Source organism: Pseudarthrobacter sp. NKDBFgelt, assembly GCF_046097905.1.
Classification (GTDB): Bacteria; Actinomycetota; Actinomycetes; order Actinomycetales; family Micrococcaceae; genus Arthrobacter; species Arthrobacter polychromogenes.
Genome location: NZ_JBJURL010000059.1, coordinates 1 through 26,669, shown reverse-complemented (window position 1 = coordinate 26,669; position 26,669 = coordinate 1). Strand labels below are relative to the sequence as shown.

21 protein-coding genes and 3 pseudogenes are annotated in these 26,669 nt (G+C 66.6%); 14 read left to right on the top strand and 10 right to left on the bottom strand.

The window, feature by feature from the left end; all coding sequences use genetic code 11:
• Positions 1–1,030 (top strand): thiamine pyrophosphate-dependent enzyme (locus tag ACKAE7_RS15155; protein ID WP_408979618.1); only part of this gene is annotated, 1,030 nt, incomplete at its 5' end.
• A gap of 31 nt (positions 1,031–1,061) precedes the next feature.
• Here the strand turns inward: ACKAE7_RS15155 and ACKAE7_RS15150 are convergent.
• From ACKAE7_RS15150 to ACKAE7_RS15135, 4 genes are all read right to left on the bottom strand, one after another.
• Positions 1,062–1,721: a dihydrofolate reductase family protein gene (locus ACKAE7_RS15150; protein ID WP_408979617.1), complete on the bottom strand. Its 660-nt coding sequence runs from the start codon at positions 1,719–1,721 to the stop codon at positions 1,062–1,064.
• Between the two features lie 78 nt (positions 1,722–1,799).
• Complete coding sequence (locus ACKAE7_RS15145) at positions 1,800–1,925, bottom strand: hypothetical protein (protein WP_408979616.1); 126 nt, start codon at positions 1,923–1,925, stop codon at positions 1,800–1,802.
• Between the two features lie 100 nt (positions 1,926–2,025).
• The gene (locus tag ACKAE7_RS15140) at positions 2,026–2,796 is read right to left on the bottom strand and encodes a type 1 glutamine amidotransferase domain-containing protein (RefSeq protein ID WP_408979615.1); all 771 of its coding nucleotides are present in this window, start codon (positions 2,794–2,796) and stop codon (positions 2,026–2,028) included.
• 64 nt (positions 2,797–2,860) lie between these two features.
• Positions 2,861–3,646: a hypothetical protein gene (locus tag ACKAE7_RS15135; RefSeq protein WP_408979614.1), complete on the bottom strand. Its 786-nt coding sequence runs from the start codon at positions 3,644–3,646 to the stop codon at positions 2,861–2,863.
• A 183-nt stretch (positions 3,647–3,829) separates the two neighbouring features.
• On the opposite strand from ACKAE7_RS15135, the gene ACKAE7_RS15130 reads away from it, so the two are divergent.
• The 3 genes from ACKAE7_RS15130 to ACKAE7_RS15120 all read left to right on the top strand — a co-directional run bounded on the left by ACKAE7_RS15130 (position 3,830) and on the right by ACKAE7_RS15120 (position 8,533).
• Positions 3,830–4,759 carry an NADP-dependent oxidoreductase gene (locus ACKAE7_RS15130; protein WP_408979613.1) on the top strand — a complete coding sequence of 310 codons (930 nt, stop codon included), beginning with the start codon at positions 3,830–3,832 and terminating at the stop codon, positions 4,757–4,759.
• A gap of 366 nt (positions 4,760–5,125) precedes the next feature.
• Positions 5,126–7,987, top strand: a complete 2,862-nt coding sequence (locus ACKAE7_RS15125) for an Ig-like domain-containing protein (RefSeq protein WP_408979612.1) — start codon at positions 5,126–5,128, stop codon at positions 7,985–7,987.
• Positions 7,988–8,062: 75 nt separating this feature from the next.
• Positions 8,063–8,533 (top strand): hypothetical protein, encoded by a 471-nt coding sequence (locus ACKAE7_RS15120; protein ID WP_408979611.1) that lies wholly within the window; start codon positions 8,063–8,065, stop codon positions 8,531–8,533.
• Positions 8,534–8,606: 73 nt separating this feature from the next.
• Here ACKAE7_RS15120 and ACKAE7_RS15115 read toward each other — a convergent pair whose 3' ends face one another.
• Positions 8,607–8,927 (bottom strand): GYD domain-containing protein, encoded by a 321-nt coding sequence (locus ACKAE7_RS15115; protein ID WP_408979610.1) that lies wholly within the window; start codon positions 8,925–8,927, stop codon positions 8,607–8,609.
• A gap of 214 nt (positions 8,928–9,141) precedes the next feature.
• Between ACKAE7_RS15115 and ACKAE7_RS15110 the strand changes: the two are divergent.
• From ACKAE7_RS15110 to ACKAE7_RS15095, 4 genes and pseudogenes are all read left to right on the top strand, one after another.
• A pseudogene (locus ACKAE7_RS15110) lies at positions 9,142–9,891 on the top strand (alpha/beta fold hydrolase); the annotation flags it as partial.
• Positions 9,892–9,918: 27 nt separating this feature from the next.
• Positions 9,919–10,347 (top strand): NAD(+)--rifampin ADP-ribosyltransferase, encoded by a 429-nt coding sequence (gene arr, locus ACKAE7_RS15105; protein WP_408979620.1) that lies wholly within the window; start codon positions 9,919–9,921, stop codon positions 10,345–10,347.
• 136 nt (positions 10,348–10,483) lie between these two features.
• A complete protein-coding gene (locus tag ACKAE7_RS15100) occupies positions 10,484–11,182 on the top strand; it encodes a DUF998 domain-containing protein (protein WP_408979609.1) in 699 nt (232 codons plus the stop codon).
• 6 nt (positions 11,183–11,188) lie between these two features.
• Entirely contained in the window at positions 11,189–11,770 is a 582-nt protein-coding gene (locus ACKAE7_RS15095) for a DM13 domain-containing protein (RefSeq protein ID WP_408979608.1), read from the top strand.
• 119 nt (positions 11,771–11,889) lie between these two features.
• Here the strand turns inward: ACKAE7_RS15095 and ACKAE7_RS15090 are convergent, their stop codons facing one another.
• Positions 11,890–12,633, bottom strand: coding sequence for a LysE family translocator (locus ACKAE7_RS15090; protein ID WP_408979607.1), 744 nt, complete (start codon positions 12,631–12,633; stop codon positions 11,890–11,892).
• A gap of 187 nt (positions 12,634–12,820) precedes the next feature.
• Between ACKAE7_RS15090 and ACKAE7_RS15085 the strand changes: the two genes are divergently transcribed.
• The 3 genes from ACKAE7_RS15085 (at position 12,821) to ACKAE7_RS15075 (ending at position 16,905) form a co-directional block, all read left to right on the top strand.
• Positions 12,821–13,741: a LysR family transcriptional regulator gene (locus ACKAE7_RS15085; RefSeq protein WP_408979606.1), complete on the top strand. Its 921-nt coding sequence runs from the start codon at positions 12,821–12,823 to the stop codon at positions 13,739–13,741.
• 79 nt (positions 13,742–13,820) lie between these two features.
• Entirely contained in the window at positions 13,821–14,138 is a 318-nt protein-coding gene (locus tag ACKAE7_RS15080; RefSeq protein ID WP_408979605.1) for a hypothetical protein, read from the top strand.
• Positions 14,139–14,148: 10 nt separating this feature from the next.
• Positions 14,149–16,905 carry a PEP/pyruvate-binding domain-containing protein gene (locus ACKAE7_RS15075; RefSeq protein WP_408979604.1) on the top strand — a complete coding sequence of 919 codons (2,757 nt, stop codon included), beginning with the start codon at positions 14,149–14,151 and terminating at the stop codon, positions 16,903–16,905.
• A gap of 172 nt (positions 16,906–17,077) precedes the next feature.
• Here the strand turns inward: ACKAE7_RS15075 and ACKAE7_RS15070 are convergent, their stop codons facing one another.
• On the bottom strand, positions 17,078–19,777 hold the full coding sequence (locus ACKAE7_RS15070) for a phytase (protein WP_408979603.1): 2,700 nt from the start codon (positions 19,775–19,777) through the stop codon (positions 17,078–17,080).
• Positions 19,778–20,248: 471 nt separating this feature from the next.
• Between ACKAE7_RS15070 and ACKAE7_RS15065 the strand changes: the two genes are divergently transcribed.
• Positions 20,249–21,871 carry a SulP family inorganic anion transporter gene (locus tag ACKAE7_RS15065; RefSeq protein WP_408979602.1) on the top strand — a complete coding sequence of 541 codons (1,623 nt, stop codon included), beginning with the start codon at positions 20,249–20,251 and terminating at the stop codon, positions 21,869–21,871.
• A 12-nt stretch (positions 21,872–21,883) separates the two neighbouring features.
• Here the strand turns inward: ACKAE7_RS15065 and ACKAE7_RS15060 are convergent, their stop codons facing one another.
• Together ACKAE7_RS15060 and ACKAE7_RS15055 are read right to left on the bottom strand one after the other, a co-directional pair.
• Complete coding sequence (locus ACKAE7_RS15060) at positions 21,884–22,027, bottom strand: hypothetical protein (protein ID WP_408979601.1); 144 nt, start codon at positions 22,025–22,027, stop codon at positions 21,884–21,886.
• Between the two features lies 1 nt (position 22,028).
• On the bottom strand, positions 22,029–23,423 hold the full coding sequence (locus tag ACKAE7_RS15055; RefSeq protein WP_408979619.1) for an OFA family MFS transporter: 1,395 nt from the start codon (positions 23,421–23,423) through the stop codon (positions 22,029–22,031).
• Positions 23,424–23,769: 346 nt separating this feature from the next.
• Here ACKAE7_RS15055 and ACKAE7_RS15050 point away from each other — a divergent pair, with 346 nt between their 5' ends.
• Entirely contained in the window at positions 23,770–24,486 is a 717-nt protein-coding gene (locus tag ACKAE7_RS15050; protein ID WP_408979600.1) for a DUF2306 domain-containing protein, read from the top strand.
• Between the two features lie 181 nt (positions 24,487–24,667).
• Positions 24,668–25,564 (top strand): annotated as a pseudogene (locus tag ACKAE7_RS15045) (PEP/pyruvate-binding domain-containing protein); the annotation flags it as partial.
• 1,029 nt (positions 25,565–26,593) lie between these two features.
• Here the strand turns inward: ACKAE7_RS15045 and ACKAE7_RS15040 are convergent.
• A pseudogene (locus ACKAE7_RS15040) lies at positions 26,594–26,669 on the bottom strand (50S ribosomal protein L5); the annotation flags it as partial.

Sequence of the window (26,669 nt, the reverse complement as noted above, 5' to 3'; positions counted from 1 at the left end):
CGGCCCGGAGCTCCGGGAGCTCGCCGACCGGCTCGGCGCACTGACCGCCGGAACCGCCCTGGCGCTCAACCTCCTCAATGGCGAGGGGTACCTGGGCGTGGCCGGCGGTTTCGGCACCGACACCGCGGCCGGGCTCATGGGCGAGGCGGACGTGGTCCTGGTGGCCGGGGCCAGCCTGAGCCCCTTCACCATGCGGTTTGGGCACCTGCTCGGCCCGGACAGCACGGTCATCCAGATCGACGCCGGCCTGCAGCCGACGCACCCCAGGGTAGACCTGTTCGTCAGCGCGGACGCGAAGACCGCTGCTTCGCGACTGCTGACGCTGCTCGACGGCGAGGCTGCGGCGGAAGGCTGGCGGGCAGAAGCCTCTCGGCGTCTGGCTGAAGGGCCCGGCCACGACCCAGGCTCCAGTGAAACCCCGGACGGGCGGCTGGACCCGCGCGCCCTCGCCACCGCGCTGGATGCCGTGCTGCCGGAACGCCGCACGGTAATCCAGGACGGCGGGCACTTCATCGGCTGGGCACCCATGTACTGGAACATTCCGCGGCCGCAGGACCTGGTGATGGTGGGGACCGCTTTCCAGTCCATCGGGCTGGGACTTGCGAGCGCCGTCGGGGCAGCCCGTGCGCTGGAGGACGGCCGCACCCTGGTGCTGGCCTCCGGCGACGGCGGTTTCCTGATGGGCCTGGCGGACCTCGAATCGCTGATCGGCGCGGCCCGAAGCGCGATCGTGGTGATCTACAACGACGCCGCCTACGGAGCCGAGATCCACCAGTACGGCTCGCAGGGCCTGACCGAAAAGCCGATGCTGATCCCCGAGGTGGACTTCAGCGGCGTTGCCAGGGCTTTGGGTGCTGAGGCGGCGATCATCCGGACTTTGGCGGACTTGTCCGCGCTGCAGGACTGGATCGATGCCGGCGCCCAGGGAACCTTCGTGGCCGACTGCCGGATCACCTCCAGCGTCCGCGCCCCGTGGCTGAGCGAATGGATGCAGGCCTCGCAGGCAGCGAAGGCCGCGGTCGCGGGATAAACCCAGGTGCCGCCGTCGGGCCTTCCCCCACCTACACAGCCGCGCGACGGGTGAAAACCAAGTGGACAACCCCCTGCGGAGAGGGGGTCGCTTCAATGTCAAATCGTTCTTCGAGGCCCTCGAGTCCGTCCCAGAGCCGTTCACCCCGGCCCAGAAGGATCGGCACGAGGACGATATGCATGTGGTCTATCAGGTCGGCCTCGAGGAACTGCCGGACCGTACTGGCACCGCCGCCAATCCTGACGTCCATGCCGGGCGCAAGGGCTCGGGCCTGTTCAAGGGCGGAGGCAGGATCCGCGTCAACAAAATGGAAGGTTGTTCCGCCTTCCATTTCGAGGACCGGCCGGGGATGGTGTGTCAGGACAACCACAGGAGTGTGGAACACGGGGTTGTCGCCCCACCACCCCTTCCAATCCTCGTTCTCCCAGGGACCGCGCTGGGGACCGAACTTGTTGCGCCCCATGATTTCGACGCCGACCCCGGGTCCCCACTGGCTGGCGAAAGCCTCGTCGGTACCGAAGGATCCCTCCGATTCCCCATGGAGGCCCATCGCGCGGAAGGTCCGCGTCTCGAAGGCCCACTCCATCAGCCGCATGCCTGCGTGGCCAAAAGGAGCGTCCAGCTGCTGGCCTTCGCCGGTGCCGAAGCCGTCGAGCGAGACCGAGAAGTTGTGCACGCGGACAAGGGACATGGCGTCTCTCCTGAAGTGTCGGTGGCAGTCACTGTATGGCGATCGGCCCCAACCGCTCAAGGCCTAATGCGGGACTCGTTAGTCCTTGGGTTCGTCGGCCACTGCCTTATGATCATCGGTGCCTGGCTTGTCGTGGACCTTTTTCGGGATCTTGCCCTCAACGTCAGCGGGGACGGGCGGGTCCTTCTCATCATCTGTAACCATAGGCCAAGCCTAGAGCTGCACCCCGGCTGCCGCCTCCCGGACGTAAAACTGACGGCCACCCCATCATCCGGGTGGCCGTCAGTTTCAGTGCCTGCGGGTGTTACTGCTCCGCTTCCGCGGCGGCAGCAGCCTTGACGGCATCCTTCTCGGCGCGCAGGGCCTCCGCGTCATGCTGTTCCTCGGCCTTTTCCTGGTGGATGACCACTGCGAAGAGCTTCTCCATCTCCTTGGCCACACCGGCAGCCGACGACGGGTTCTGGCCGGTCACCAGCCGCTCGTCAACAACAACCTTTTCCTCGAAGACACCGGCGGAGACGTGGGTTGCGCCCTGCTCCTCAAGCCGGTCTGCCAGGAAGAACGGAACAACCTTGTCCTTGCCTGCAGCGACCTCCTCGTCATTGGTGAAGGCAGCCACCTTGCGGCCCTCCACGAGCCGAAGCCCGTTCGCCAGCTCCACGTTCAGCAGGCCGGCCGGTCCATGGCAGACCGCGCCCACCAGACCGCCGTTGTTGTAAACGCTGGCCACCAGGTTCTGCAGGCCTTCGCTGTCCGGGAAGTCCCACATGGTGCCATGCCCGCCCACGAGATATACGGCGTCGTACTGCTCCGGATCCACGACGTCGACGCGGGCAGTGTTGTAGAGGCCGGCGCGCGTGGTCTCATCCTCCGTAAAGGCGACCTGGATGGGGTCTTTCGTGTCCACCTCGTCGCGCGGGGGCTGGCCGCCCTGGATGGACGCAAAGTCAACGAAGTGCCCGGAATCCTTGAACACCTTCCAGGGGTGTGCAGCCTCGGCCACGTTGTAGCCGGTCTTCTCTCCCGTATCGCCGATCTCGGAAACGCTGGTCAAAACCATGAGGATTTTCTTCATGAAATGCTCCTTTCGTCCGCCTCCCACCCTACGCCCAGCCGGGTCCGCGGCATCCGGACGGAATTCAGGGCTGGCCTGTCGGGACGAGCCGGTACGCGAAGCGGCTGTCCAGGCCCCCGGGTCCTATCGTGAGGTCGGCCCCCTCGGTGGGCAGCACCACCGGGGCCTTGAACACACTCCCGCTGCACGGGACCTGCACGGGGGCGAGGACTTCCGTTCCATTCCAGGTGGAGACGGACAGCTCAGCCTTCGGCAGTCCGGCGCACACGAGCTGGAGTTCGTACTGCCCCGGGGCGGCCGTCAGGCCTGCGGTGGTTATTGTGTTCCCGCTGCTGGTGCCCCGCAACTCGCCGGGCATAGGCGGTTGCAGCTGTTGTGCTGCCCAGTCTGAGAGGTCTTCGAACTCCGAAAGCCTGCGGTCAGGGTTGGCCTGCACCTTGACGCCCGTCGCGGCGGGTCTGCCCGTGGGAGGCACCGCGCTGATGGTGAGGGGCCCGCCGTCGTGCCTGACAAAGCGGTCCAGCGTGGAGGTGCACTCGAAGCTGGACGCTTCCGGGACGCCGTCGGCTTTCACAACGGTGAGCTTGGCCCCGTAAACCCCTGCGCAGGCGCCGGTGACCAGGTAGTCTCCGGGCGCCAGCTCCAGGGACAGCTTCCCGGCGGGTTCAGCCTCGGACGGCATGCCGGGATCGGCAGGGGAAGCGTCGAGCAAACGCGTGACCTCGTTGACGTTGTCCTTGAAGGACGCGGCCGACGGCGTTGCGGCCGGCGGCGACGACGGTACCAGCGGCTCGTCCGGACCGCTGTATTCACACCCCGCCAGCGGCATGGCCAGAACGGCCGCAGCCATGAACACTCCTATGCGCCGAGCCGGCGTCCCCCCATAAGACATGACCCCGAGTCTACGGTCTCGCGCCCGCGCCGCGGCACGAATTCCCATGCCTGCTCCGCTGCTCGTACCTCTCCCCGTGCGGTTCGCCACTTTGCGCGGGGATCCGGAATAGCGAAGCGCCGCCATGCCGTTGTGGCAGTCATGAAGGCAATTACTTACAAAACTTACGGAAACCCGGACGTCCTCGAATTCGGCGATCAGCCAATGCCAAAAGTGGGGCCCGGCATGGTCCTGGTCAAAGTCAAGACTGCCGCTGTGAACCCGGTGGACTGGAAGATCATGGCCGGCGGACTTGACGCCGTCATGGACTTGGAGTTCCCCGCCATCCCCGGCTGGGACGTGGCAGGGATAGTGGAATCGGTGGGCATCGATGCCCGGCAGTTCCAGCCCGGCGACGAGGTCATCTCCTATGGCCGCAAGGACTACGTCCACGGCGGAAGCTTTGCCGAGTACATCGCGCTGCCGGAGCGGCTCCTGGCCCGTAAGCCGGCCTCGCTCGGGTGGAACGAATCGGCAGGGCTGCCGCTGGCCGGACTGACCGCCTACCAGGTCCTCAACCGGCTGGGCCTGAAAGCGGGCGAAACCGTCCTGATCCACGGCGGTTCCGGAGGCGTGGGCTCCCTGGGCATCCAGATCGCGGTGGCCCTCGGCGCGAGTGTTATAGCCACAGCTTCGGAGAAGAACCACGAATTCCTCCGCTCCCTGGGAGCCGAGCCCGTTGCGTACGGGGAAGGGCTCGTGGAGCGCGTGCGGGCACTGCGCCCGGACGGCGTGGACGTGGTTGCCGACTTTGTGGGCGGGAATCTCGACGCCACGCTGGCGGTGCTGGCCGAGGGAGGCCGGCACGCCTCGATCGCGGACAGTGAAGTGGAACAGCACGGGGGCGACTGGATGTGGGTCAATCCCGTGGGAGCCGACCTTCAGGAACTCGCCGATCTGGTGGACAGCCGGAAGATCCGCGTGGAAGTTGCCGAGGTATTCCCGCTGGAAAAGGCCGCGGACGCCTTCCGCTCAAACATGGAGGGGCACACCCGCGGAAAGATTGTGATTGCCGTAGACCAGAGTTCCTGAGTCCAGCAACACCTATGGAGCCGCCGTCGTAAATGTACGACGGCGGCCAGCCGGCCGGGTGCCGTGCTGCTGGACAACCCTGAACTCCAGCGGGAGGGTACGGTACATGCCTACCTAATACCCCCCTCCTGCCTCCCCTATCTGCTTCCGCTGCGGTCCAGGATGTGGCGAGCAGACATAAAGTGTTCCCTCCGGGAGGTGAAGAAACGGCCTCCGTGTCGCCGACATCACCCCGAGGACACCACTATGCGTCTGCTACGCCTTTTCATTGCTCTGCTACTCGCCGCAGCCGCCTCTGTGGCGCTCCCCGCCCCCGCCCAGGCAGCCGATCTCGGAAAACCGGGGCCATCGTACGCAGGCGACGGCGTGAGAAACCCGACTGCGGACAAAGCGCAGAGCAAGCTCTGGTACCAGGATGGGAGCTGGTGGGGGCTGTTGTGGAGCGCGTCCGCAAATGCGACGAAAATCCACCGCCTCGACGTCGCGACCCAGGCGTGGCAGGAGACGGCAACGGTTGTTGATGCACGGGCGAGTGCGCGCGGTGACGCGCTGTGGGACGCAAAGGACGGCAAGCTCTACGTCGTGTCCGGCACGACTGTGGAATCGGAGTGGAGCTCTCCACCTTCCCAGGAAGCAGTGACCTCAGGGTCCGCAGCACTTCACCGCTTCAGCTACAACGCCTCGACAAAGACCTACTCGCGGGACGCCGGTTTCCCCGTCACCCTTCACAGTGGGAGTACGGAATCGATTACGGTGGCCAAAGACTCCGTCGGCAAGCTGTGGGTCACCTACACGGTCGTCTCGGCGGACAACAGCAACCGTGTCTATGTCAACCACTCGACGACGAGCGACACAGCATGGGGAACTCCGTTCGTCCTGCCGACAACAAACGCCCAGGTGCACCACGACGATATCTCTGCAGTCACGTCGTTCCAGGGCGACAAGATCGGAATCATGTGGAGCAACCAGCGGGCGGAGCACAGGAAGTTCTACCTGGCCATCCACCAGGACGGTCAGCCGGAGAACTCGTGGCAGACAGAGGTGGCCTATGGGGGCGGAAACAACTGCACCGGGGGATGTGCGAACGACCACCTGAACCTCAGGCAACTGACAAGTGACGGCAGCGGCCGCCTCTACGCAGCAATCAAGACAGCCCACCGGAACGTCGGTCAAACGTTTGCGGCGCTCCTGGTGCGCGACGGTAGGTCCCAATGGACCAGCGCGCAGTTCGGCGCTGTGGAGGATGAGCACACCCGGCCCATGGTCATGATTGACGAGGAGCACCGTCAGGTCTGGATGTTTGCGGTCGCACCGGAGGAGGGCGGCACCGTCTACTACAAGAAGTCGCCGCTGGACAACGTTTCCTTCCCTCCCGGCGCCGGAACGCCAATCATCAGCAGCGATACCGACACGGACATCAACGACCCCACATCAACGAAACAAAACGTCAACGGTCAGACAGGCCTGGTGGTGTTGGCGGCCGCGAGCACCCCCAACGCCCGGTACTGGCACGCCCACATAAATCTTGGGGACACACCGCCGGGTGGTGGGGATACGACGGCGCCGACGGTGGCCGCTGTGTCCCCGAACGACCAGGCGACCGGGGTGGCGGTGAACACGAGTGTGACCGGGACCTTCTCCGAGGCGATGGACGCCACCACAATCAACGGCACCACCGTGACGCTGAAGAACGCTGCCGGAGCTGCAGTGACGGCCGGGGTGACCTACGACGCCACCAACCGGGTAGTCACCCTGGACCCGAACGCAGACCTGGCCGCCTCCACGGCCTACACCGCGTCCATCACCACCGGGGCGAAGGACACCACCGGCAATGCGCTGGCCACGGCCAAGACGTGGACCTTCACTACCGCCGCCGCTGCCGGCGGTGGCGGAACTGCCGAGACCATCACCCTTGAGGCGCTCGAGGACAGCTACGTCTCCAGCGGTGCCACCACCACCGACTACGGCGCAGCCACCGTGCTCGGTGTCGATTACAGCCCCACCGCAATCAGCTACCTGAAGTTCGACCTCGGGCCCCACACGGGCAAGACAATCACGGACGCCAAGCTCCAACTCCGGGTCACCAACGGCTCAACAGGCAGCCAGCGGGTCAAACTCGTCCCGGACGACGCCTGGACCGAAAGCGCCATCCGCTACAACTCCCGCCCGCCCCTCGGAACCCTCACAGGGACACTGACCGGCGCCACCACCGCCGCCACCTACAGCGTCAACCTGGACCGGGAGGCACTAAAGACCGAACTGGGCCAAAAACTCTCACTGGCCCTGGACTCCTCCAGCAGCGACGGACTCGACTTCGCCTCCAGCGAGAACACCACCACCACCAACCGGCCCAAACTCATCCTCACCCTCAGCGGGGAGGGCACAGGCGGTGGTGGGGATACGACGGCGCCGACGGTGGCCGCTGTGTCCCCGAACGACCAGGCGACCGGGGTGGCGGTGAACACGAGTGTGACCGGGACCTTCTCCGAGGCGATGGACGCCACCACAATCAACGGCACCACCGTGACGCTGAAGAACGCTGCCGGAGCTGCAGTGACGGCCGGGGTGACCTACGACGCCACCAACCGGGTAGTCACCCTGGACCCGAACGCAGACCTGGCCGCCTCCACGGCCTACACCGCGTCCATCACCACCGGGGCGAAGGACACCACCGGCAATGCGCTGGCCACGGCCAAGACGTGGACCTTCACTACCGCCGCCGCTGCCGGCGGTGGCGGAACTGCCGAGACCATCACCCTTGAGGCGCTCGAGGACAGCTACGTCTCCAGCGGTGCCACCACCACCGACTACGGCGCAGCCACCGTGCTCGGTGTCGATTACAGCCCCACCGCAATCAGCTACCTGAAGTTCGACCTCGGGCCCCACACGGGCAAGACAATCACGGACGCCAAGCTCCAACTCCGGGTCACCAACGGCTCAACAGGCAGCCAGCGGGTCAAACTCGTCCCGGACGACGCCTGGACCGAAAGCGCCATCCGCTACAACTCCCGCCCGCCCCTCGGAACCCTCACAGGGACACTGACCGGCGCCACCACCGCCGCCACCTACAGCGTCAACCTGGACCGGGAGGCACTAAAGACCGAACTGGGCCAAAAACTCTCACTGGCCCTGGACTCCTCCAGCAGCGACGGACTCGACTTCGCCTCCAGCGAGAACACCACCACCACCAACCGGCCCAAACTCATCCTCACCCTCACCTCCCCCTAGGGGACCGTGGCTGAGCGAGTGGAAACAGCTCCTCACCAGTGATCCCGAGTGCCATACTGAGCCATGGCTTTAGGGATGACCCGGGGTGGAACAGCGCTGAGGTACGCCGCGGTCTCGGTCCTGCTGATCGCGGCCCAGGTGGGCAGCATGTGGTTTCACTCAGCCGGTGTCTACCAGGGAAACGCGAACGTCCCCCTCAGGGAAGTCCCGGAGGATCTGGACGTCTTCTTCGTTCTGACCTTCGCCCCCACGGTCGTCGGCCTCAAATATCTTGCCTACGACGCAGCCGTGAGGGCATTTACCAGGGACTACAGGACGCCTGCATTGCTCGTCTGCTTCGGCGCCGGCTACGCGGCCGCCTTCGCGATGGACGTTGCCTGCCTGTTTGCGGCGTCGAGGCCCGTGTCCGATTCGGGGCTCGCCATCCTGGGCACAATTCTGCTAAGCCCGCTGGCCCTCGCCGCCGCCGGGGGCGCTATCGCCGCGACTGTCCTCTTGAAGGACAGGCCCCCGCACACCAGGGCCACACGCTCCTCCGGACCCTAAGGCAGCCGCCGTCGCAAATGTACGACGGCGGCCTGCTGGCTCGTCTGCCAGGCTCCCCTACCGTCCCGGCGCCCTACTGTCCCGGCGCGCGGTAGGTCGGCGTCTTCTTGGCGGCTTCGTCCAGATCCTCCACCGTCAGGAGCGGCTTCAGGCGGACGTTGACGTTCCCGCTCGAATTGATCAGCAGCGACAGGGCAGCGGCACTTGCATCGTCCGGCGCCTCAAAAACGCCAAGCACGTCGTAGTAGCCAAAGGCGTAGTAAAAGCTCTCCAGCGTTCCGCCTACGGACGTGAGGGCCTCCACCAGCGCCTCACGCCGCTTGGTGCCGCCTTCCTGCATGAGCCCCTTGATTCCCTGGCCCACGTACGTTGCTTCAAACAGATACTTCGGCATGATGTTTCCTCCTGTATTTTGCGGTGCAGGAGCGGCCCAGATCCGGCCCTTCATTCCGTGGTAGCGGGGTGCCTGACCCCGCTACGGCAGAAACTATTCCTCCGCCTGCAGGCAGTCAATAGGCCGGGGAATACCCGCTGGTTCCGGGGCCGGGGCACCCAAGCGGCGTGCCGCCGTCGTACTCCCCTTCAAGAACCCGGCGTACCCTGAAGCCATGGAATCCGAGGTCCGGAACCTGGCCCTGCGCACCGGCATCACGGTGCCGTGCCTGATCCAGGGCGACGCTGACGCGAAACCGTTGCTCCTTCTGCACGCGTGGGGTGAATCCCGCCGCTGCTTCGACCGCCTGCTGCCGGGGCTGGCCAGCTTCAGGGTCTATGCACCGGACCTCCGCGGCCAGGGCGAGGCGGACAAACCCGGGGACGGCTACTCCCTGGCCGAACAGGCCGAGGACGCGGCGGCCATCCTGGACGCAGCCGGGGTGGAGACGGCGTTCGTCCTCGGTTCCTCCAGCGGCGGTTACGTAGCCCAGCAGCTCGCGGCATCGCATCCCGGGCGGGTGGCCGGGTTGGTCCTGGTGGGGTCGCCGCTGAGCCTGCAGAGGCGGCCGGCCTTCGCCGAGGAGGTGGACCGGCTGGCCGACCCCATCAATGAGGACTGGGTCCGGTCGTCGCTTTCCTGGTTCACCCTGCACCAGCCTGTTCCGGACTGGTACCTGGAGGAGCGGGTGCGCGACGGCATCCGGATGCCTGCCCACGTGTGGAAGAAGATCCTGGCCGGGCTGACCGCTGCCGCCCCACCCACCGAAGCCGGCACCATCCGGACGCCCACGCTGATCCTCTACGGCGGCCAGGATGACCTGCTGCCGCGGCAGGACCAGGAGGTTCTGGCATCGCGGATTCCTGGTGCCGTGCTGGAGGTCTATCCCGACGCCGGGCACCTGGTCCTGTGGGAGTGCCCGGACCGGGTGGCCGCGGATGCCGCGGCGTTCCTGCACCCGCTCCAGAACAACCCAACCGGCCCCAACGATTCCGGGCCTTTCTATCACGGCACCAAGGCCGATGTGCGGCCCGGAGACCTGCTGGTTCCCGGGTACCTCTCCAACTACGGCGGACGGAACGCCGCGAACCACCTCTACTTCACGGCCACCCTGGACGCCGCCACCTGGGGCGCCGAACTCAGCGCGGGCGAGGGGCCCGGCAGGATCTACCGGGTGGAGCCCACCGGCCCGTTCCAGGACGACCCCAACCTCACCGACAAGAAGTTCCCCGGCAACCCCACCCGGTCCTACCGCACCCGCGAACCCCTCCGCGTGCTCGGCGAGGTTCCGGACTGGCAGCCGCACTCCCCCGAGGCGTTGCAGCACATGCGCAGCCACCTGGAGGAACTGAAGCGGCAGGGGATCGAGGCCATCGACTAACCGGGCGGGCAAGGCCACTTGGCCCTGCCCGTATCCGGCAACGCGGCACAGACTGAACAGGTAGGCATCAGGGCCTCACGCCCGCGGGTCCTGCACTAAACGCTCACCAAGCCGCGGGCTCTGAGGACCTTCGACAATGCCGATCGCAAAAGGGCGGAACCCCCGCCGCGGGCGGGCCGCAGAAACCAGCAGCCCGCGGCGGGACGCCGTCCGGCGGGTCCTCCTGGCTGCCGGGCCGCTGTCTTCACTGTTCTATGTGGTTGCCACGGACGGATTGGCGGCGTCGCGGTGGGAAGGGTACCGCCGCACGGAGCAGATGGTGAGCGAGCTGTTCGCCGTGGGCTCCCCCGGCCGGGGCGTCCTGGTCGTATTCACGCGGCTCTACACAGCCCTGTTCGTCGCTTTCGGTGTGGGCGTATGGAATTCCGTGCAGGGGAACCGCGCCCTGCGCATCGCGGGCGGCCTGCCCACCGCGGACGGGCTGTGGAACATCATGGGTGCCCTGTACCCGCTGACGCTGGGTGACGATGCGTCCGTTCCCATGCACATCTTCGCCACCAACATCCAGCTCGGACTGATGGTGGCCGCGATGTGCTTCGTGGCGGCGGGGTTCCATGGCCGGATGCGGTGGTACTCGATCCTTTCTCTCCTCGCTTCTGCCCTCATGGGCATGGTGGCGTTCGCAGCGGCTCCGGGGCCGAACCTCGTGCTGGGCATCGGCGAGCGGATCAGCATCGGGGTGTTCCTGCTGTGGGTGGCAGTGCTCGCGGCGGCGCTATGGAGGAGGCCGCTGCATGCGCCCGCCGAGGAACGCCGCCATCCATCCGCTCGTTGAGGTGTTATGGGAAAGCGTGCTGCCATCGTGGCGGGATTGTTCGCGGCTGCAATTGCGGTGGCTGTGGGGCTCTACCTGTTCCAGCCTTGGCGGATCTTCACCAGCTCCACCGTGACCGAGGACATTCCAGCCGCTGCCCCGGCCGCTGTCCCGTCCCAGGAATCGACGGCGGAACCCAGCGCCCCCGCTGCATCCGCCACGCCCGCCGCACCGGCCCCACCGGCCGCACCCGCCGCTCCGCGTGAACTGGCAACAGGCCAGCTCATCAGCCACGAACATGCCAGCTCCGGAACGGTGAGAATTCTTGAGCTCTCGGACGGGAGCCGGATCCTCCGGCTCGAAGGCCTTGACACGTCTGATGGGCTGGACTTGAAGGTGTGGCTGAGCGATGCCCCGGTCATTGAGGGAGTGGCAGGCTGGCACGTCTTCGACGACGGCGCCTACCTGGACCTGGGCGCGCTGAAAGCCAACAAGGGCGATCAGAACTACGAGATTCCGGCCGCCACGGTACTGGGCGACTACAACTCGGTCAGCATTTGGTGCGCGCGTTTCGCTGTGTCCTTCGCCGCTGCCGAGCTGAACACGTAGTCCGTGCTCCGGCCCGCAACGTCCGTCCCTGGGGCGCGCACACCGCTGACGTAACGTTCGACGGCGAAGTGACCGCCGCCGTCGGGCCCGGCGCGTGCCGTCCGTTTCGCGATCATGGGTTAGAGCAGAGCGGTGACGACGGGGATGCTGGTGGTGAGTCCGAGCGCAATGAAGACCACGCCGGAGATGCAGTGGATCCATTGGGTAACCGCGGGCCGGTTGAGCCAGGTTCCGGCGGTGTGTGCACCGAGAGCGACGACGGCGAGGTAGCTGCCAATGACGGCTGCCACGGTGCCGCCAACCACGGCGACGACGTAAAGGGGACCCGCGCCGGTGGGGCTGAACTGCGGCATGAGGGCGAGGAAGAACAACCCGGTCTTGGGGTTCGTGAGGCAACACAACACCCCTGCACCGAACGCCGACCACCTCGTTGGGATACCCCCTCCTGGCTGAAGGTCACCGGCAGGGGTATCAGCGGAGGCATCACCTGGGCCTACGGCGAGGAGGGTGCTGGCGCGTGGCCCCTGCGCTCCGGCCACAGATCCTGCTGCCACCGATTTCCTCGCTGCCATGCGGGTGCGGGTGTGGGTGGTGAGGGCGCGGTAGCCGAGGTAGAAGAGGTAGGCACCTCCCAGGACGCGAAGGGTGTGGAAGGCCACGGGCGAGTCCTGGAGGAAGGCTGCAACACCCGCAGCAACCAGGCCCGCCCACACGAAGATCCCTGACGCGGAGCCGACGGCGACGAAGATCCCTGCGCTCCGTCTGCGCAATGCGTACTGGAGGGTCAGCAGCGTGTCCGGCCCTGGGGTGATGGCGAGGATTACGGCTACTCCCAGCAGGGCGAGGTAGTTCGATGTGTCCACGGGAACGGCCTTTCGGCCGGGTCGGGCAGGGATGGCGGCGGAGCGCCGGGCCTCAGGAGGGGGTGCGGCGCGGAGGCCCACTTTAATCCGTTGCCCCGCACCCTTCCCTTCACTTTGGCACGGGAACATCGTGAGGGACCAGCAAGTATTTCCGTCGAATCATCAGGCATCGGCATACAATCGGCACATGCTGGATCCCCATAAGCTCATCATTCTGCGGGCGGTCATCGCTGCCGGTTCCGTTCAGGGCGCGGCCGCAGGCCTGCACCTCACTCCCGCCACGGTGAGCCAGCACTTGCAGGCCCTGGCCAGGCAGACCGGGCTGGTGCTGTTCGAGAAGAGTGGCCGGGGCATCGAGGCCACGCCGGCTGCTCTCCATCTGGCGGAGGAAAGCAGCCAGGCGCTTGCTGACCTGGAACGCCTCGAACGTACGGTGGCAGACCTCAGGGCAGGCCGGGCCGAGCGCATCACATTTGCTTGTTTCGCGTCCGTCGCCCAGGCGTGGATGCCGTATGTGGTGGGCGTGCTGCGAACCGCCTCTCCTGAAACTGTGGTGGAGATCAGCATCAACGAGCTCCACCCGGGCGGAGGACGGCACCAGCCTGACATTGACATCCGGAACGAGGCGCTCGATGCGGACCCGCTCACCATTGAGGGCTATCAGCGGCATGTCCTGGACGAGGAGGAACTGCGGCTGGTCCTCCCCCTGAACCACCCCCTGTGCTCGCAGGACGCAGTGGCCCTGATCCAGCTGCGGGACGAAGCATGGATCGACCACGACATTCACGACGGCCCGACCGGCCGCATCATCACCCGGGCCTGCACAACGGCAGGGTTCACTCCACGGTACGTAGCCCGGCTCGATGACCACCATGCCGCGATCAGCCTTACCGCTGCCGGCCTGGGAGTGACTGTCCTTCCCGGGATCGCGCTGTCAGGACTCCCCGGGAACCTCACCGACCGCCCCCTTACCGGTCCCACAGTGAGCCGCCGCATCGTGGCCTTCACCCGCGCACACCCCGTCCGGGCCCGCCTCATCCACACCGCACTCACAGCACTCCGGGAAGCCGCTGCTCCGAAAATGGTCCACGCGCAGCCGGGAAAGTAGGGCACTTCTGCCCTGTGCACCACGCGGCGAGGGGACTAGCCTGATCCGCATCAGTGCCCACCGCCGTCGAGGAGCCGTCATGCCCGGGTTTGTGCAGATCATCGAGTTCAGGACCTCACGTATCAAGGAAATCGAAGAGCTCGGCCGACCCTCAAGAACCGAGGGAAGCACTGCGCCCACGTTCCGCCGCATTGTTGCCACGGCGGACAGGGACCACCCGGGGACCTACTTCACCATCGTGGACTTCGATTCCTTCGACTCGGCAATGGAGAATTCCGGCCGGCCGGAAACCTCGGAGTTCGCTGCCAAGATGGCGAAGCTTTGCGACGGGCCCGTGATCTTCCACAACCTGGATGTCATGTGGGAGGACACCGGAGACGGTGCGGACAACGGCTAGGAGCGGGGCCATGGCGTCAGAAAGCGCCGGGCGGGGCGGCGACAGCCCTAGCCTGGTTGTTGATCTCAGCAAACTGGCGTCAGCCTCGCTGGCAACGGTGGGCGGCAAGGCCCTCAACCTCGGCCGGCTTGTTGCTGCCGGCTTCCCCGTTCCGCCGGGTTTCTGCCTGAGCACAGCCGCATACCGGAAGGCTGCACCCGCTGAACTGGACCTGATCGCCGCACACCTGGACGGCGCCGGGATCGACGGGACTGGGGCGCGAAGCGTCGAAGAGGCGGAAAGGCCCGACGGCGGCCGCGGACTTGCGAACGACGACCGGGACAGCCTCGCGCGGCAGGCACGCGACGTGATCTTGGCAGGGCCGGTGCCGCCCGACGTCGACGCAGCCATCCGCGAGGCCTATGCCGCGATGGGCAGCGGCCCGGTGGCGGTGCGCTCCTCCGCCACCGCCGAAGACCTCCCCTTCGCCAGCTTCGCAGGGCAGCAGGACTCCTTCATGGACGTGGACGGAGCCGACGCTGTCGTCGAGGCCGTCCGGCGCTGCTGGGCCTCCCTCTGGACGGACCGCGCCGTGGCCTACCGCACCACAAACGGGATCAGCCACCGCGAGGTGGGCCTCGCCGTCGTGGTTCAGCGCATGGTGGACGCCGCCACGGCCGGCGTGCTGTTCACCGCCAATCCGGTGACGGGCACCCGGACCCAGACGGTCATCGATGCCAGCGCGGGGCCGGGACAGGCCGTGGTGTCCGGCGCCGTGAACCCGGACCACTTCGTGGTGGAGACGGCGTCGGGCCGGATCCTGCAGCAGCCACAGGACACACGGCCCAGCCTGGCGGACGCACAGCTTCGCGAACTCACCTCCCTCGGGGACGATGCCCAGCGGCTGTTCGGCGCGCCCCAGGATGTGGAATGGGTGATCGACGGCGGCGGCAAGGCCTGGCTGACCCAGTCGCGGCCCGTCACCACGCTGTACCCGCTGCCGGAGGAGGACCCGTTCACCGGGCAAGCCGGCACGGACGGGACGGCCGGTACGGACAGCACAGCCGCCGGCGCCGATACCCGCGTGTATCTGTGCGGCACACTGATGCAGGGCCTGACCCGCCCCCTCACCCCAATGGGCCTCCACGTGCTGGCTCTCATGCGCGGCAACAACAACGGGCCGTGGAAAACCCTGAACCCGGGCCTGCGGATGTACGTGGACCTGACACCCATCCTCCGCAACAAATCCGGCCGCGAGGTACTGGCCAGGATGCTCCCGCTCGCGGACGGACGGTCAGCTGCGATCCTCCCTGGGCTCCTGGAGGATCCGCGGTTCAGCGTTGCCCGGCCGCCCCGCAAAAAATCCGGCTGCAAGGGCGGCACCGCCCCTGCCCGGAAGCAGCCCAAAGGCGCCGAAGGCACCCAGGGCCTGGGCGTCTTCCTGGGGATCATTCCGGGCATGGTCCGCGCCCTGCTGTGGCCGGACCGGGAACTGCGGAGGGCGTGGCGGTACCAGGACCGCCTCGCATCCCGGCTGGCCCTCCCCCTGCCGGCCACTGCGGCCAGCCGGCTCCAGCACACCGAGGACATCCTGGCCACGTCGGTCAACAGGCTGATCCAGGCCTCGCTGCCGGCACCGGCCATGGGATACCTGATGCTGGCGGCGGCCCGCAGGCTGCTGCGCGGAATAGCCGAGCCGCGGGAACTTGAGGCTGTGCTGCGCGGGCTTCCCCACAACGTGACCACCATCATGGACCTGGAGCTCTGGCACCTGGCGGTGTCCCTGGGCGGGGATCCGGAGGCCCGCCGGGCGTTCACGGAACTGAATCCCGGGGAGCTTGCCGCCCGCTACCGGTCGGGCACGCTGCCCGCTCTGGCCCAGTCCGGGCTGGAGGCGTTCCTGTCCAAGTACGGCCACCGGGCCGTGGCGGAGATCGACCTGGGGATGCCCAGGTGGTCCGAGGAACCGGACCACATCCTCGGAATGGTCTCCAACTATCTCCGCGTGGAGGATCCCGAACAGTCGCCCGACCGCCAGTTCGCCAGGGCGGCCGGGCACGCCGAGGCCCGGATCAGCGAGCTGGTGGAACGTGCCGGGACGAAGAGCCGGCTGCGGGGGCGCCTGGTGGCCCTCTGCCTGCACCGCACACGCCAGCTCGCCGGCCTGCGGGAACTGCCCAAGTTCTGCATTGTGCTGGTGCTCGCGGAGATGCACCGCCAGCTGGCGGAGGTGGGCGCCGAACTGGTGAAGAACGGCACCATCGGCGACGCCGGTGACGTGTTCTTCCTGGACTTCGACGAACTGCGTGTGGGCCTCCGCGGCGCGGACCTGAAGGGAATCGTCACCCGCCGTCGCAGGCTGTACGACGTCGAACTGCGGCGCCGGCGCATTCCGCGCCTGCTGCTCTCGGACGGCACCGACGTGGAAGCCGCCATGATGGCGGCGGCCGCCGCCCTGCCCCAACCGGATGCCGCGGACCGCCTAACGGGGACACCCGCTTCCGCAGGTACCGCCACCGGGAAGGTCAGGGTGATCATGGACCCCGTGGGTGCCCGCCTGGAACCCGGCGAAATCCTGGTGGCACCCTCCACGGACCCCGGGTGGACGCCGCTTTTCATGACGGCAGGGGCCTTGGTGATGGAGATGGGCGGCGTCGTTTCGCACGGGGCCGTGGTGGCACGCGAATACGGCATCCCCGCGGTGGTGGGTGTTGCCGATGCCACCATGCGCCTGCACGACGGCCAGAGCATCACGGTGGACGGTGCGGCCGGAACCGTGACCTGGTGATGCCGGGAGAACTGGCCGCTGAGCCGAGTTTGCTGAAGGTGCCTCCTGCCAAAGCCGGACGCGTAATGATGGGGACGTGCTGGGGTCCGTTGACGGATAAACCAAAAGGCGAGGCCCTCGGACCTCGCCTTTCGGTTTATACATCTTTGCCTTTGTCCGCGCTCACCAACGGTTATTGCAGTTGGAGCACCAGTCTTGGTGGGGTCGTCGTCTCTCTTGAGCCGAAGTCGGCCCCGTCGCTGCTGGTGGCGTTCATGCCAAGCGACAGGATCCCGCCCAGCTCGCCCTGCAGAGCTGACGCAGCCAGTGTCACTTCGTAGTTGGTGTTGGCCGTGACCGGTCCGAGGCTACCCAGGATGCTGCTGCCCAGGGCCGGCCTTGTGCCGTACGTGAGCCCGCCCTCAGTCCACGTGTCGTCCGCAACCAGCCTCACGTTCTGTGTTCCCACCGAGCCGCTGGTCGTCGCACGCAGTTGAAGCTTCGCACTTACGACCGTTTTCCCTGCGAGTGCAGACAAATCGAACTTCAGGTAGGCATTTTCCACCGGGCTGTTGTCCACTGCGAGCTTCGGCGCCGTCCCATAGTTCGTCGTCGCCGCCCCGCTGGACACATAGGTGTCCGCTGTGGCCGTCAACGTCACCGTGTCCGAGGGCGTAGTAGCCGCGGCTGTAGTGAATGTCCACGTCTTCGCCACCACTGTGTTGCCGGCGGAGTCTTTCGCTCCGCTGACTCTCGCCGTGTATTGCGTACCAGGTTTGAGATTGGCTGTGGGATCCAAGGTGGCAGTGTTGTTGCTGAGGGTGACGACTGCATCCACAGGAGTGGTTGACGTTCCCTCGGCCAGCGTGAACGTCGTGTTGTTGACCGTCGTCGAGTCCATGGCCTCCGAAAATGTAGCCGTGACGTTTCCGCTGACCGCTGCGTCTGGTGCATTCTCTGCAGGAGTCACCGAGGCAACCGTGGGTGCGGTGGTATCCCCGGGTGGCGTCCCCGTGCCCGATCCCAGTTGAAGCACCAGCCGTGGTGGGGCCGTCGTCTCTCTTGAGCCGAAGTCGGCCCCGTCGCTGCTGGTGGCGTTGATGCCAAGCGACAGGATGCCGCCCAGCTCGCCCTGCAGGGCTGACGCACTCAGGGTCACTTCATAGTTCGTGTTCGATGTGACCGGTCCGAGGCTGCCCAGCACGCTGCTGCCCAGGGCCGGCCTTGTGCTGTACGTGAGGCCGCCCTCAGTCCACGTGTCGTCCGCAACCAGCCTCACGTTCTGTGTTCCCACTGAGCCGCTGGTCGTTGCACGCAGTTGAAGCTTCGCACTTACGACCGTCTTTCCTGCAAGTGCAGACAAATCGAACTTCAGGTAGGCATTTTCCACCGGGCTGTTGTCCACTGCGAGCTTGGGCGCCGTCCCATAGTTCGTCGTCGCCGCCCCGCTGGACACATAGGTGTCCGCTGTGGCCGTCAACGTCACGGATTGCGGCGCCGAGGTGTCGATGACCCACGTTCGCTCCGCAGGAGTTGGGTCCGCGTTGCCAGCCGCGTCGGTCGCCCGCACTGCGAAGACGTGCGAGCCAACTGTGAGGTCAGCGTATGTCTTCGGCGACGTACATCCCTCGAAGGCAGCCCCATCCAGGGCGCACTCGAAGGTCGCGGGCTCCGTTGCAGTGAAGGTGAACTCAGCTGAAGTGCTGCTGCTGGTACCAGAGGGACCACCTGTTATCGATGTATCGGGCGGTGTGGTGTCCGGTCCTGGGTCTCCTCCTCCACCGTCTGCGCCTATTTGACGCGGGTCAAAAGTGGTGTCCACAAGCAGCTTTGGGCTGAAAGCATCGGCAATTTGCTGCCAGGAGACGAGCTTGTGGTTTTGGTTGCCACTGTTGCCGTTGCCAGCATCTGTGTTGTTGTGGTCCTGGCTTGTGAAGAGTCCAGCGGGAAAGGTCGGTCCAAGTGGGAAGTTGGTGACATCAATCCCGTCCTGACCACTCACACCGTCGATGCCGCCTCCAGTCACGATCTTGAAGGAGCCGACGAAAGCGTTGTCATTGCGGTTGTAGACGACGAAGTTGGATCCGCCCTGGCTCGACACAATCAAATACCCGGTCCCCTGCCGGCCATAATAAATAGCGGTGTTCTTGATGTTGTCCACTATTCGTCCGCCGGTTGCCACAGTGCGGTCCACGAGTGTCCGGGTTGAACCGTCCCCCGGCTCAGCTCCGTACCGCCACACGCCGACTTCCTCCTCGGATACATAGAGACGTTGAAGCTCGTCATCTGCCGAAATGCCTTCGGAGCTGTCGCCGTTGTCGAAGGAACGCACGGCAGTACCGCGAACAGACCCGTTGGAGCCGTCCAGCTCGAACTGGCTTATCACGTTGGTGTTGAAGTCATGCACGAAGGCGTAATACTTCCCGGAGACCGGGGAGTGATACATTCCGAAGCCGCGAGGCCTGCCCGGTGTGGTGATGCGCCCCACCTCTGTCAACGACCGATCCGCGACGTTGACTTTGTAGAATCGAACGCCGGTGGACCCCTCATTCCTCTCCGTCACGCCGACGAGGGCAATGCGCTCACTGCCCAGCGGGAAGTTGTACCGGAGGTCGACGTTGTTCATACTGCCGTGCAGATAGAAATGTAGCTGGCGCCCAGACAGGTCGTAGACCCCCACGCCCCCGGTACTTAATTTGTCCGTACCAATCACCACGCTTTGCGACGGATCCGTGGGGTGTATCCAGATCGCGGTATCGTCTGCCGCATCGCTGGAGCTTGGAACGGGTGCTGTCTCTGCCACCGGAGCCACGAGGACGTCCGCCGCATGCGCTTGCGGGGCGATGAGTATGTTGAGGCTTGTGAGGGCGGCAGCTAAAACCGCAACAAGCAAGAGCCGAAGCAGCCTGGGGCCGTGGCGTAATGATCCGCCAGCCGCCTGCGTGCGTCGAACGCTGAGAGTATGAGCCATGGATTTCCGATCCGTTGGCCGGCGCGCTGCACGAAGGCACCGTAGGGGCTGACGAGCAGGTGCGTGCCCACCTGTTTCGCCCCCAGCGGACTATCACCTTCCTACAAAAGGATCTGAACCACAAGGGAAATGCGACGCTATTCATGCCATGCCGGGGTCTTCTGGGCTAAAGGGATAGACGGGACTTGAGGGGAACCGTCACGCGACGCCGTCGGCTACGACGTGGAACTGCGGCACCGGCGCATTCCGCGCCTTCTGCTCTCGGACGGCACGGGCGTTCGGCCGCCGGACTGGCGATGGCGGGCAGGGGCATTGTTGGGACATGATCTGAAGATGCGCCGATCCGGAAAGACCCTGTCCTGGTGGGTTCCGCCAGCTCTGCGTGGTTACAGGATGGAGTGGCTGCGCCATGACCTGCTGGCCGGCACCGCGCTTTTCGCGATCCTGGTCCCCGCGGGCATGGCGTACGCCCAGGCCGCCGGCCTGCCACCGGTGACCGGCCTGTACGCGACGGTGGTACCCCTGGTTGTCTACGCGATTGTTGGGCCGTCGCGCGTGCTGGTGCTGGGGCCGGATTCCTCGCTTGCCCCGATGATCGTTGCGGCCCTCATCCCTTTCGCCGCAGCCAACGACGCGGAATCCGTGGCGCTGGCGGGGCTCCTGGCCATCCTGATCGGCGTCATTCTGCTGTGTGGTTCGGCCCTGCGGCTGGGAATCGTCACGGGACTCCTGTCCAAGCCCATCCGGCTCGGCTACCTCAACGGCATCGCCTTGCTGGTGGCCGTGTCCCAGATTCCCACCCTTCTGGGGATCTCCGTGGAAGGCGGCACGCCCTGGGACAGACTCATCGCCGCGGTGCCGAAGGTACTCGCCGGGGAGACCAACATGGCGTCACTGCTGATTGGCCTGGCCTCGCTGGCGCTCATCCTGGTTCCCCGCTCGCTGAAATGGAAAATACCGGGCGTGCTGATTGCAGTGGTTGCGTCATGCATCGCCGTGGCCCTGCTGGAACTCCAGGGGCGCGTCCGGGTGACGGGCGCCCTTCCGCAGGGGCTCCCCGCGCCTGCCCTTGGCGGCATTGGCTGGGCCGACGTCCTGGCGTTGTTGCCCGCGGCCGCGGCCATCGCCCTCATCGTCTTTGTTGATACCGGAACCCTGTCCCAGTCCCTGGCCGCGGCGGAGGACAAAAGAGTCTCCGGCAACCATGAAATGGCTGCCCTGGGTGCGGCCAACGCGGCCAGCGGCCTGATGGGCGGCTTCCCGATCTCGGCCAGCACGTCCCGCACGCCCGTGGCCGTGGAGTCCGGGGCCAAAACCCAGGTCACGGGGGTGGTGGGCGCCGTCCTGGTGCTCGGCTTTATGCTCCTGGCGCCCGGCACCACCGAGTTCCTGCCGGCCGCCACCCTTGCCGCCATTGTCATCGCCGCAGCCGCAGCGCTGGCCGACCCTGCAGGTGTGCGGCGGCTCATCGGCATGAGCCGCAGTGAGTCGCTGGTGATGCTCGCGGCGTTCCTCGGGGTCACTATCCTGGGGGTCCTTACGGGCATCGCCGTTGCCGTTGGCCTGGCAATCCTGGACTTCCTGCGGCGGGCCTGGGAGCCCTACCGAGCTGAACTGGTGGACGTGCCCGGGGTGCCGGGATACCACGACGTGAGCCGCCATCCGGAAGGCGAACGCGTCCCCGGCATGCTGATCCTGCGCTTCGACGCACCACTGTTCTTCGGCAACGGAGCGCTGCTGGGGTCCTTCGTGCGCAACAAACTGGACCAGGCACCTGCCGGCACCGAACGCGTGGTGCTGGCGGCCGAGCCCGTGACCGGAATCGACACCACCGCACTGGACGAGCTGGTGCAGCTTGACGAATGGCTGGAACGGCACGGCGTGGACCTGGTGTTCGCGGAACTCAAGGGACCGGTCAAGGACAGGCTGCTGCAGTACGGCATGGCCGCCCGCTTCTCGCCCGGACACTTCTACCCGACGGTGGGCGAGGCAGTGCGGGCGTTCCAGCGGCGCTGACAGCAGAGTTCCCTAACCGAACAGCGCCGCCACCCGGGTCATGGTCTGGTAAATCCCGTACGCCAGCGGGACACCCACCAGCGCCCAGGCGACTGCGAGTTTGCCGGTGGACATGGTGGCGGGCGCCTTCGCGCCGGTGTTGTGTGCGGTGCTCATCTCAGGCCTCCATGGCAGGTTCGTGTGCCCGTCCGCGGTCCGGGCGGGGTTCGTGGAATCGTGCGTCCACCGGCTTGACCATCAGGTTGGCCAGGAAACCGATCACCAGCAGCACCACCATGGTCAGCAGCGCCGGCTGGTAGGATACGGCGTTCAGCTGGCCGGGCTTGCCCTGGGCGTCCAGGAACGCGTTGACGATCAGCGGCCCGGCCACGCCCGCGGCGGACCAGGCGGTCAGCAGCCGGCCGTGGATGGCGCCCACCTGGTAGGTCCCGAAGAGGTCCCGCAGGTAGGCCGGCACGGTGGCGAAACCGCCGCCGTAGAAGGAAATGATGACGAACGCCAGCGCCACGTAGAGGACCGTGGTGGTGGAACCGGCCAGCGCCAGCACCGTGTAGAGCACGGCGCCGACGCCCAGGTACACCATGTAAATACGCTTGCGGCCGGTGATGTCCGAGGTGGCGGACCAGGCAAAGCGTCCGGCCATGTTGCCGATGGAGAGAAGCCCCACGAAGCCTGCGGCGACGGCGGCACTCACCAGGGAGACGCCGTCGGACTGGCGGAAGAAGTCCTGGATCATCGGCGCGGCCTGTTCCAGGATGCCGATGCCCGCGGTCACGTTGCAGAACAGCGCGATCCACACCAGCCAGAACTGCCTGGTCTTGACGGCGTTCTTGGCAGAGACGTTCTCCGTGGTGACCAGCTTGGCGGCCTTGACCTTGGCGGGATCGAACCCGGCCGGCTTCCAGCCGTCCGCGGGGACTTTGATGGTGAAGGCGCCGAACAGCATGTAGGCGAGGTAGACGACGGCGAGCGTCAGGAAGAGCTTGCCCACGGCATCGCCGCTGGCCACCCAATCCGCGGCGCCGGAGTTGGGGTCGTACATTTTGAGCAGCGCGGTGGAGACGGGGCTGGCGATCAGCGCGCCGCCGCCGAAGCCCATGATGGCCATGCCGGTGGCCAGGCCCGGGCGGTCCGGGAACCACTTGATCAGGGTGGACACCGGTGAGATGTAGCCGATGCCCAGGCCGATGCCGCCCACTACGCCGTAGCCGAGATACACGAGCCACAGCTGCTGCGTGAAGATGCCGAGCGAGCCGATCAGGAAGCCGCCCGCCCAGAACATGGCGGACGTGAACATGGCCTTGCGCGGGCCGTTCCGGTCCACCCAGGTGCCCATGATGGCGGCGGACAGGCCCAGCATCACGATGGCGATGGAGAAGATCACGCCGATCTCGGTCAGGCTGGCGCCGAAATGCTTGACCAGTGCCGTCTTGTACACGCTCGTGGCGTAGGCCTGGCCGATGCAGAGGTGGACGGCGAGCGCCGCGGGCGGCACCAGCCAGCGGTTGAATCCCGGCGGGGCAACGGTTCGTTCTCGGTCCAGCCAGCCCATGGTGCTCCCTTTGCTCGTCAAAGACGTCAGTGTCCTCTAGCTGCCGCAGCGCATACCCCTCCAGAGGCGAAAGTCCCTCTTATGCCGCTGCGGCCTCCGGCAATCATGGAGCAGATAGTAAGCAAACGTAGCTTTAATGCGGTAGGCGGTAGGAAACGCGCGGCGAACGGCTTCCTGCCTATCGCTTATGGGAACCGGGAAGCGTACGTTGGGCGTATACGCCGTACGAACAGGGTGCTTGCTGGGCACCGTTATTCCGGCCGCCAACGTCAAGGCCTGGCCATTCCCGCCGCGGGCTGCATCAGCCCATCAGGCGCCGCCGAGTACAGCACAGAGAAGCGAACCCATGACAACTGCAACCGTTCCGCGTTCCCGCCCCAACCCAAAGACCAGGTGGCTGGTGCCCGCCTCCCTGATCTTCCTCAGCCTGGTCCCGATCATCGCCGGAGCCGTCCGCCTGACCGACCTCACCGGAGGCCAGGTAACCCCGGACAACGCCAGGTTCTTCGACTCCCCCGTTCCCGTGCTGATCCATATTCCCACCGTCACCCTCTACTTGGTGCTCGGAGCGTTCCAGTTCGTTCCCCCGCTGCGCCGCGGCAATGGCGGCAGGCCTAGCTGGCACAAGGTGGCCGGACGCATCCTTGCCCCCACCGGCCTGCTTGCCGCACTGTCCGGCTTGTGGATGGCCGTTTTCTACGACCTCCCGCCGCTGGACGGGCCGCTGCTGCTCGTGCTGCGGCTGGTGTTCGGATCCGCCATGGTGGCGTTCATCGTCCTGGGATTCGTCGCGGTGCGGCGCCGGAATTACGTCCGCCACAGCGAATGGATGTCCCGGGCGTACGCCATCGGCATCGCCCAGGGAACCATCGTGGTGGTCACCATCCCCTGGATCGTGCTGGTGGGACCGGTTGACGAGCTGACCCGGGCGCTGCTGATCGGGGCCTCATGGGTACTCAGCCTGGCCGTGGCCGAATACTTCATCTACCGGCGCGCTCACGGACCGGTTGCAAAGCCCCGCCCTGCCCGCCCGGTGCCAGCCGCTCCGCCGCCAGCCCGCTGAATCCCCACTCCAGCGTCAAAGAGGAAGCGCGCCTCAGTGATCCAAAGTCAGGTGCCGCCGTCGTGAATTACGACGGCGGCACCTGACTTTGGACCCATGGCCACCCGCCTCTGGCAGTGCCAGTATGTGAGCATCAGGTTCACCCCCAGGCGCCCCAGCCGGGCAGCAAGGACGCGCGGCCATGACCTATATCAGGGACCTCAGCGATGTGGGGCCAGGCGACATCGCCGTGGCGGGCGGCAAGGCCGTGGGGCTGGGCGGCCTCATCCGGGCCGGGCTGCCGGTCCCGCCCGGGTTCGTGCTCACCACCGCCGCGTACTCAGAGTTCGTGGACGCCAACAACCTCGCGGCCGGCATCCAGGAACTCGCGGCGCTGCCACCGGAGGCGGAGCCGCAGGCGTACCAGAATGCCTCCCGGCGGATCAGCGCCCTGTTCACCACCGGCACCATGCCCGCCGGGATCGCCGCCGAACTCGGTGCCGCCTACGGGCGCCTCGGCAACGGAACACCCGTGGCAGTCCGTTCCTCCGCCACGGCCGAGGACCTCGCCACGGCCAGTTTCGCGGGGCAGCAGGAAACCTCCCTGAACGTCCGCGGCATGGTGGAACTGTCCACGGCCGTGACCGGCTGCTGGGCCTCGCTCTGGACGGCGCGCGCCATGTCCTACCGCGCGCGTGAAGGAGTGGAACCCGGCCAGGTGCGCCTCGCCGTCGTTATCCAGCAGATGGTGGAGGCCGACGCCGCCGGGGTCATGTTCACCGCCAACCCCGCCAACGGCCGGCGGGACCAGACGGTGATTAGTGCCGCGTGGGGCCTGGGCGAAGCGGTGGTCAGCGGGACTGTCACCACCGATGACGTGGTGGTGGATGCCGGGACCGGCTCCGTACTGTCGCGGCGGACGGCCAGCAAGGACGTCATGACTGTATACGCGGAGAACGGCACCCGGGAGCAGCCGGTGGCGGCAGCCCGCCGTCGTGAACCCGTCCTGGATGACCGGGAGGCCGCGGAACTTGCCGGCCACGGGCAGCGGGCCGCCGCGCACTTCGGTGCGCCTCAGGACATCGAGTGGGCGCGGGCCGGCGGCAGGTTCTTCATCCTGCAGTCCCGCCCCATCACCGCGCTGCCCGAGCCGACGGCCGACACCCCGGAGGCTTGGCCCGTGCCGTACCCGAACGGGCTCTACTTCCGCGCGAGCATCGTGGAACAGCTGCCGGATCCGCTCACGCCGCTGTTCGCCGACCTGGTGGACGGCTCCGTGGCAAGGTCGCTGCAGGCCCTCATGGCGGAGGCGCTGGGCAGGAACGTCATCCGCGACGGCGACGTGGGGCTGCCCACCGTGAACGGCTACGCCTACTACTATTACCGCACCTCGGGACTGCTGCGGATGACAGGCCGACTGGTGCCGGCGGTGGGTGCGCTGGCCCGCGGCAAGGCGCACATGGGGATCGAAGGCTGGCGCGGGTTCTCCCACCCCCGCTACGAGCAGACCATCAAGGACTGGCAGGCGAAGCCCCCGGCGGAGCTCACCGGCGCAGAACTGCTGGCGGGCGCCCAGGCGCTGCTGGACGCCGGCACCGTGTACTACACGGCCGTGCAGTCCATCATTCCTCTATCCACCAGCAGCGAGCTCGCCTTCCGCACCTTCTACGACAAGCTGGCCCGGCGGGCCGGGGATCCGCCGGCCCAGACTTTCCTCCTGGGGTACGACAGCGAACCCATCCGGGCGGAGAAGTCCCTGTGGGACCTGGCCGCCTGGGCCCGCAGTGACCCCGGGCTGACATCAGTGTTGCTGGAACGGCCGACGGCGGAGCTCGCCGAATGCCAGCGCACAGGGTCGCCGCCCGCAGGGGTGGACGACGCCCTGTGGCAGGAGTGGCGCTTCGCCTTCCGGGAGTACCTGGACCTCTACGGCCATGCGGTCTACAACCTGGATTTCGCTACCCCGGTGGCCGCCGATGATCCGTCCACCCTCCTGGCGACGGTGAAGTTCTACCTGCGGGGGCAGGGCACCGACCCGCATGAGCGGCAGCGGCTGTTGACCGAGCGCCGGGAGGCTCTGACTGAACAGGTGGCCGCCCGGCTGGGGCCGCGCCGCCGGACCGCCTTCCTGCGGCTTCTGGCCGGTGATCTGGGTGAGGTCGCGGACAGCGCCGTCGATCAGCTTGGAGTCCTTGGCGGCATCT

Bases quoted from the DNA above. Each gene is read 5' to 3' on its own strand.
- ACKAE7_RS15120 (WP_408979611.1), top strand. From the start codon at position 8,063: ATGACCCGGGGTGGAACAGCGCTGAGGTACGCCGCGGTCTCGGTCCTG.
- ACKAE7_RS15095 (WP_408979608.1), top strand. From the start codon at position 11,189: ATGGGAAAGCGTGCTGCCATCGTGGCGGGATTGTTCGCGGCTGCAATT.
- ACKAE7_RS15075 (WP_408979604.1), top strand. From the start codon at position 14,149: ATGGCGTCAGAAAGCGCCGGGCGGGGCGGCGACAGCCCTAGCCTGGTT.
- ACKAE7_RS15055 (WP_408979619.1), bottom strand. From the start codon at position 23,423: ATGGGCTGGCTGGACCGAGAACGAACCGTTGCCCCGCCGGGATTCAAC.
- ACKAE7_RS15085 (WP_408979606.1), top strand. From the start codon at position 12,821: ATGCTGGATCCCCATAAGCTCATCATTCTGCGGGCGGTCATCGCTGCC.
- ACKAE7_RS15135 (WP_408979614.1), bottom strand. From the start codon at position 3,646: ATGGCTGCGGCCGTTCTGGCCATGCCGCTGGCGGGGTGTGAATACAGC.
- ACKAE7_RS15065 (WP_408979602.1), top strand. From the start codon at position 20,249: ATGGAGTGGCTGCGCCATGACCTGCTGGCCGGCACCGCGCTTTTCGCG.
- ACKAE7_RS15130 (WP_408979613.1), top strand. From the start codon at position 3,830: ATGAAGGCAATTACTTACAAAACTTACGGAAACCCGGACGTCCTCGAA.
- ACKAE7_RS15080 (WP_408979605.1), top strand. From the start codon at position 13,821: ATGCCCGGGTTTGTGCAGATCATCGAGTTCAGGACCTCACGTATCAAG.
- ACKAE7_RS15115 (WP_408979610.1), bottom strand. From the start codon at position 8,927: ATGCCGAAGTATCTGTTTGAAGCAACGTACGTGGGCCAGGGAATCAAG.
- ACKAE7_RS15140 (WP_408979615.1), bottom strand. From the start codon at position 2,796: ATGAAGAAAATCCTCATGGTTTTGACCAGCGTTTCCGAGATCGGCGAT.
- ACKAE7_RS15050 (WP_408979600.1), top strand. From the start codon at position 23,770: ATGACAACTGCAACCGTTCCGCGTTCCCGCCCCAACCCAAAGACCAGG.
- ACKAE7_RS15100 (WP_408979609.1), top strand. From the start codon at position 10,484: ATGCCGATCGCAAAAGGGCGGAACCCCCGCCGCGGGCGGGCCGCAGAA.
- ACKAE7_RS15145 (WP_408979616.1), bottom strand. From the start codon at position 1,925: ATGGTTACAGATGATGAGAAGGACCCGCCCGTCCCCGCTGACGTTGAG.
- ACKAE7_RS15060 (WP_408979601.1), bottom strand. From the start codon at position 22,027: ATGAGCACCGCACACAACACCGGCGCGAAGGCGCCCGCCACCATGTCC.
- ACKAE7_RS15150 (WP_408979617.1), bottom strand. From the start codon at position 1,721: ATGTCCCTTGTCCGCGTGCACAACTTCTCGGTCTCGCTCGACGGCTTC.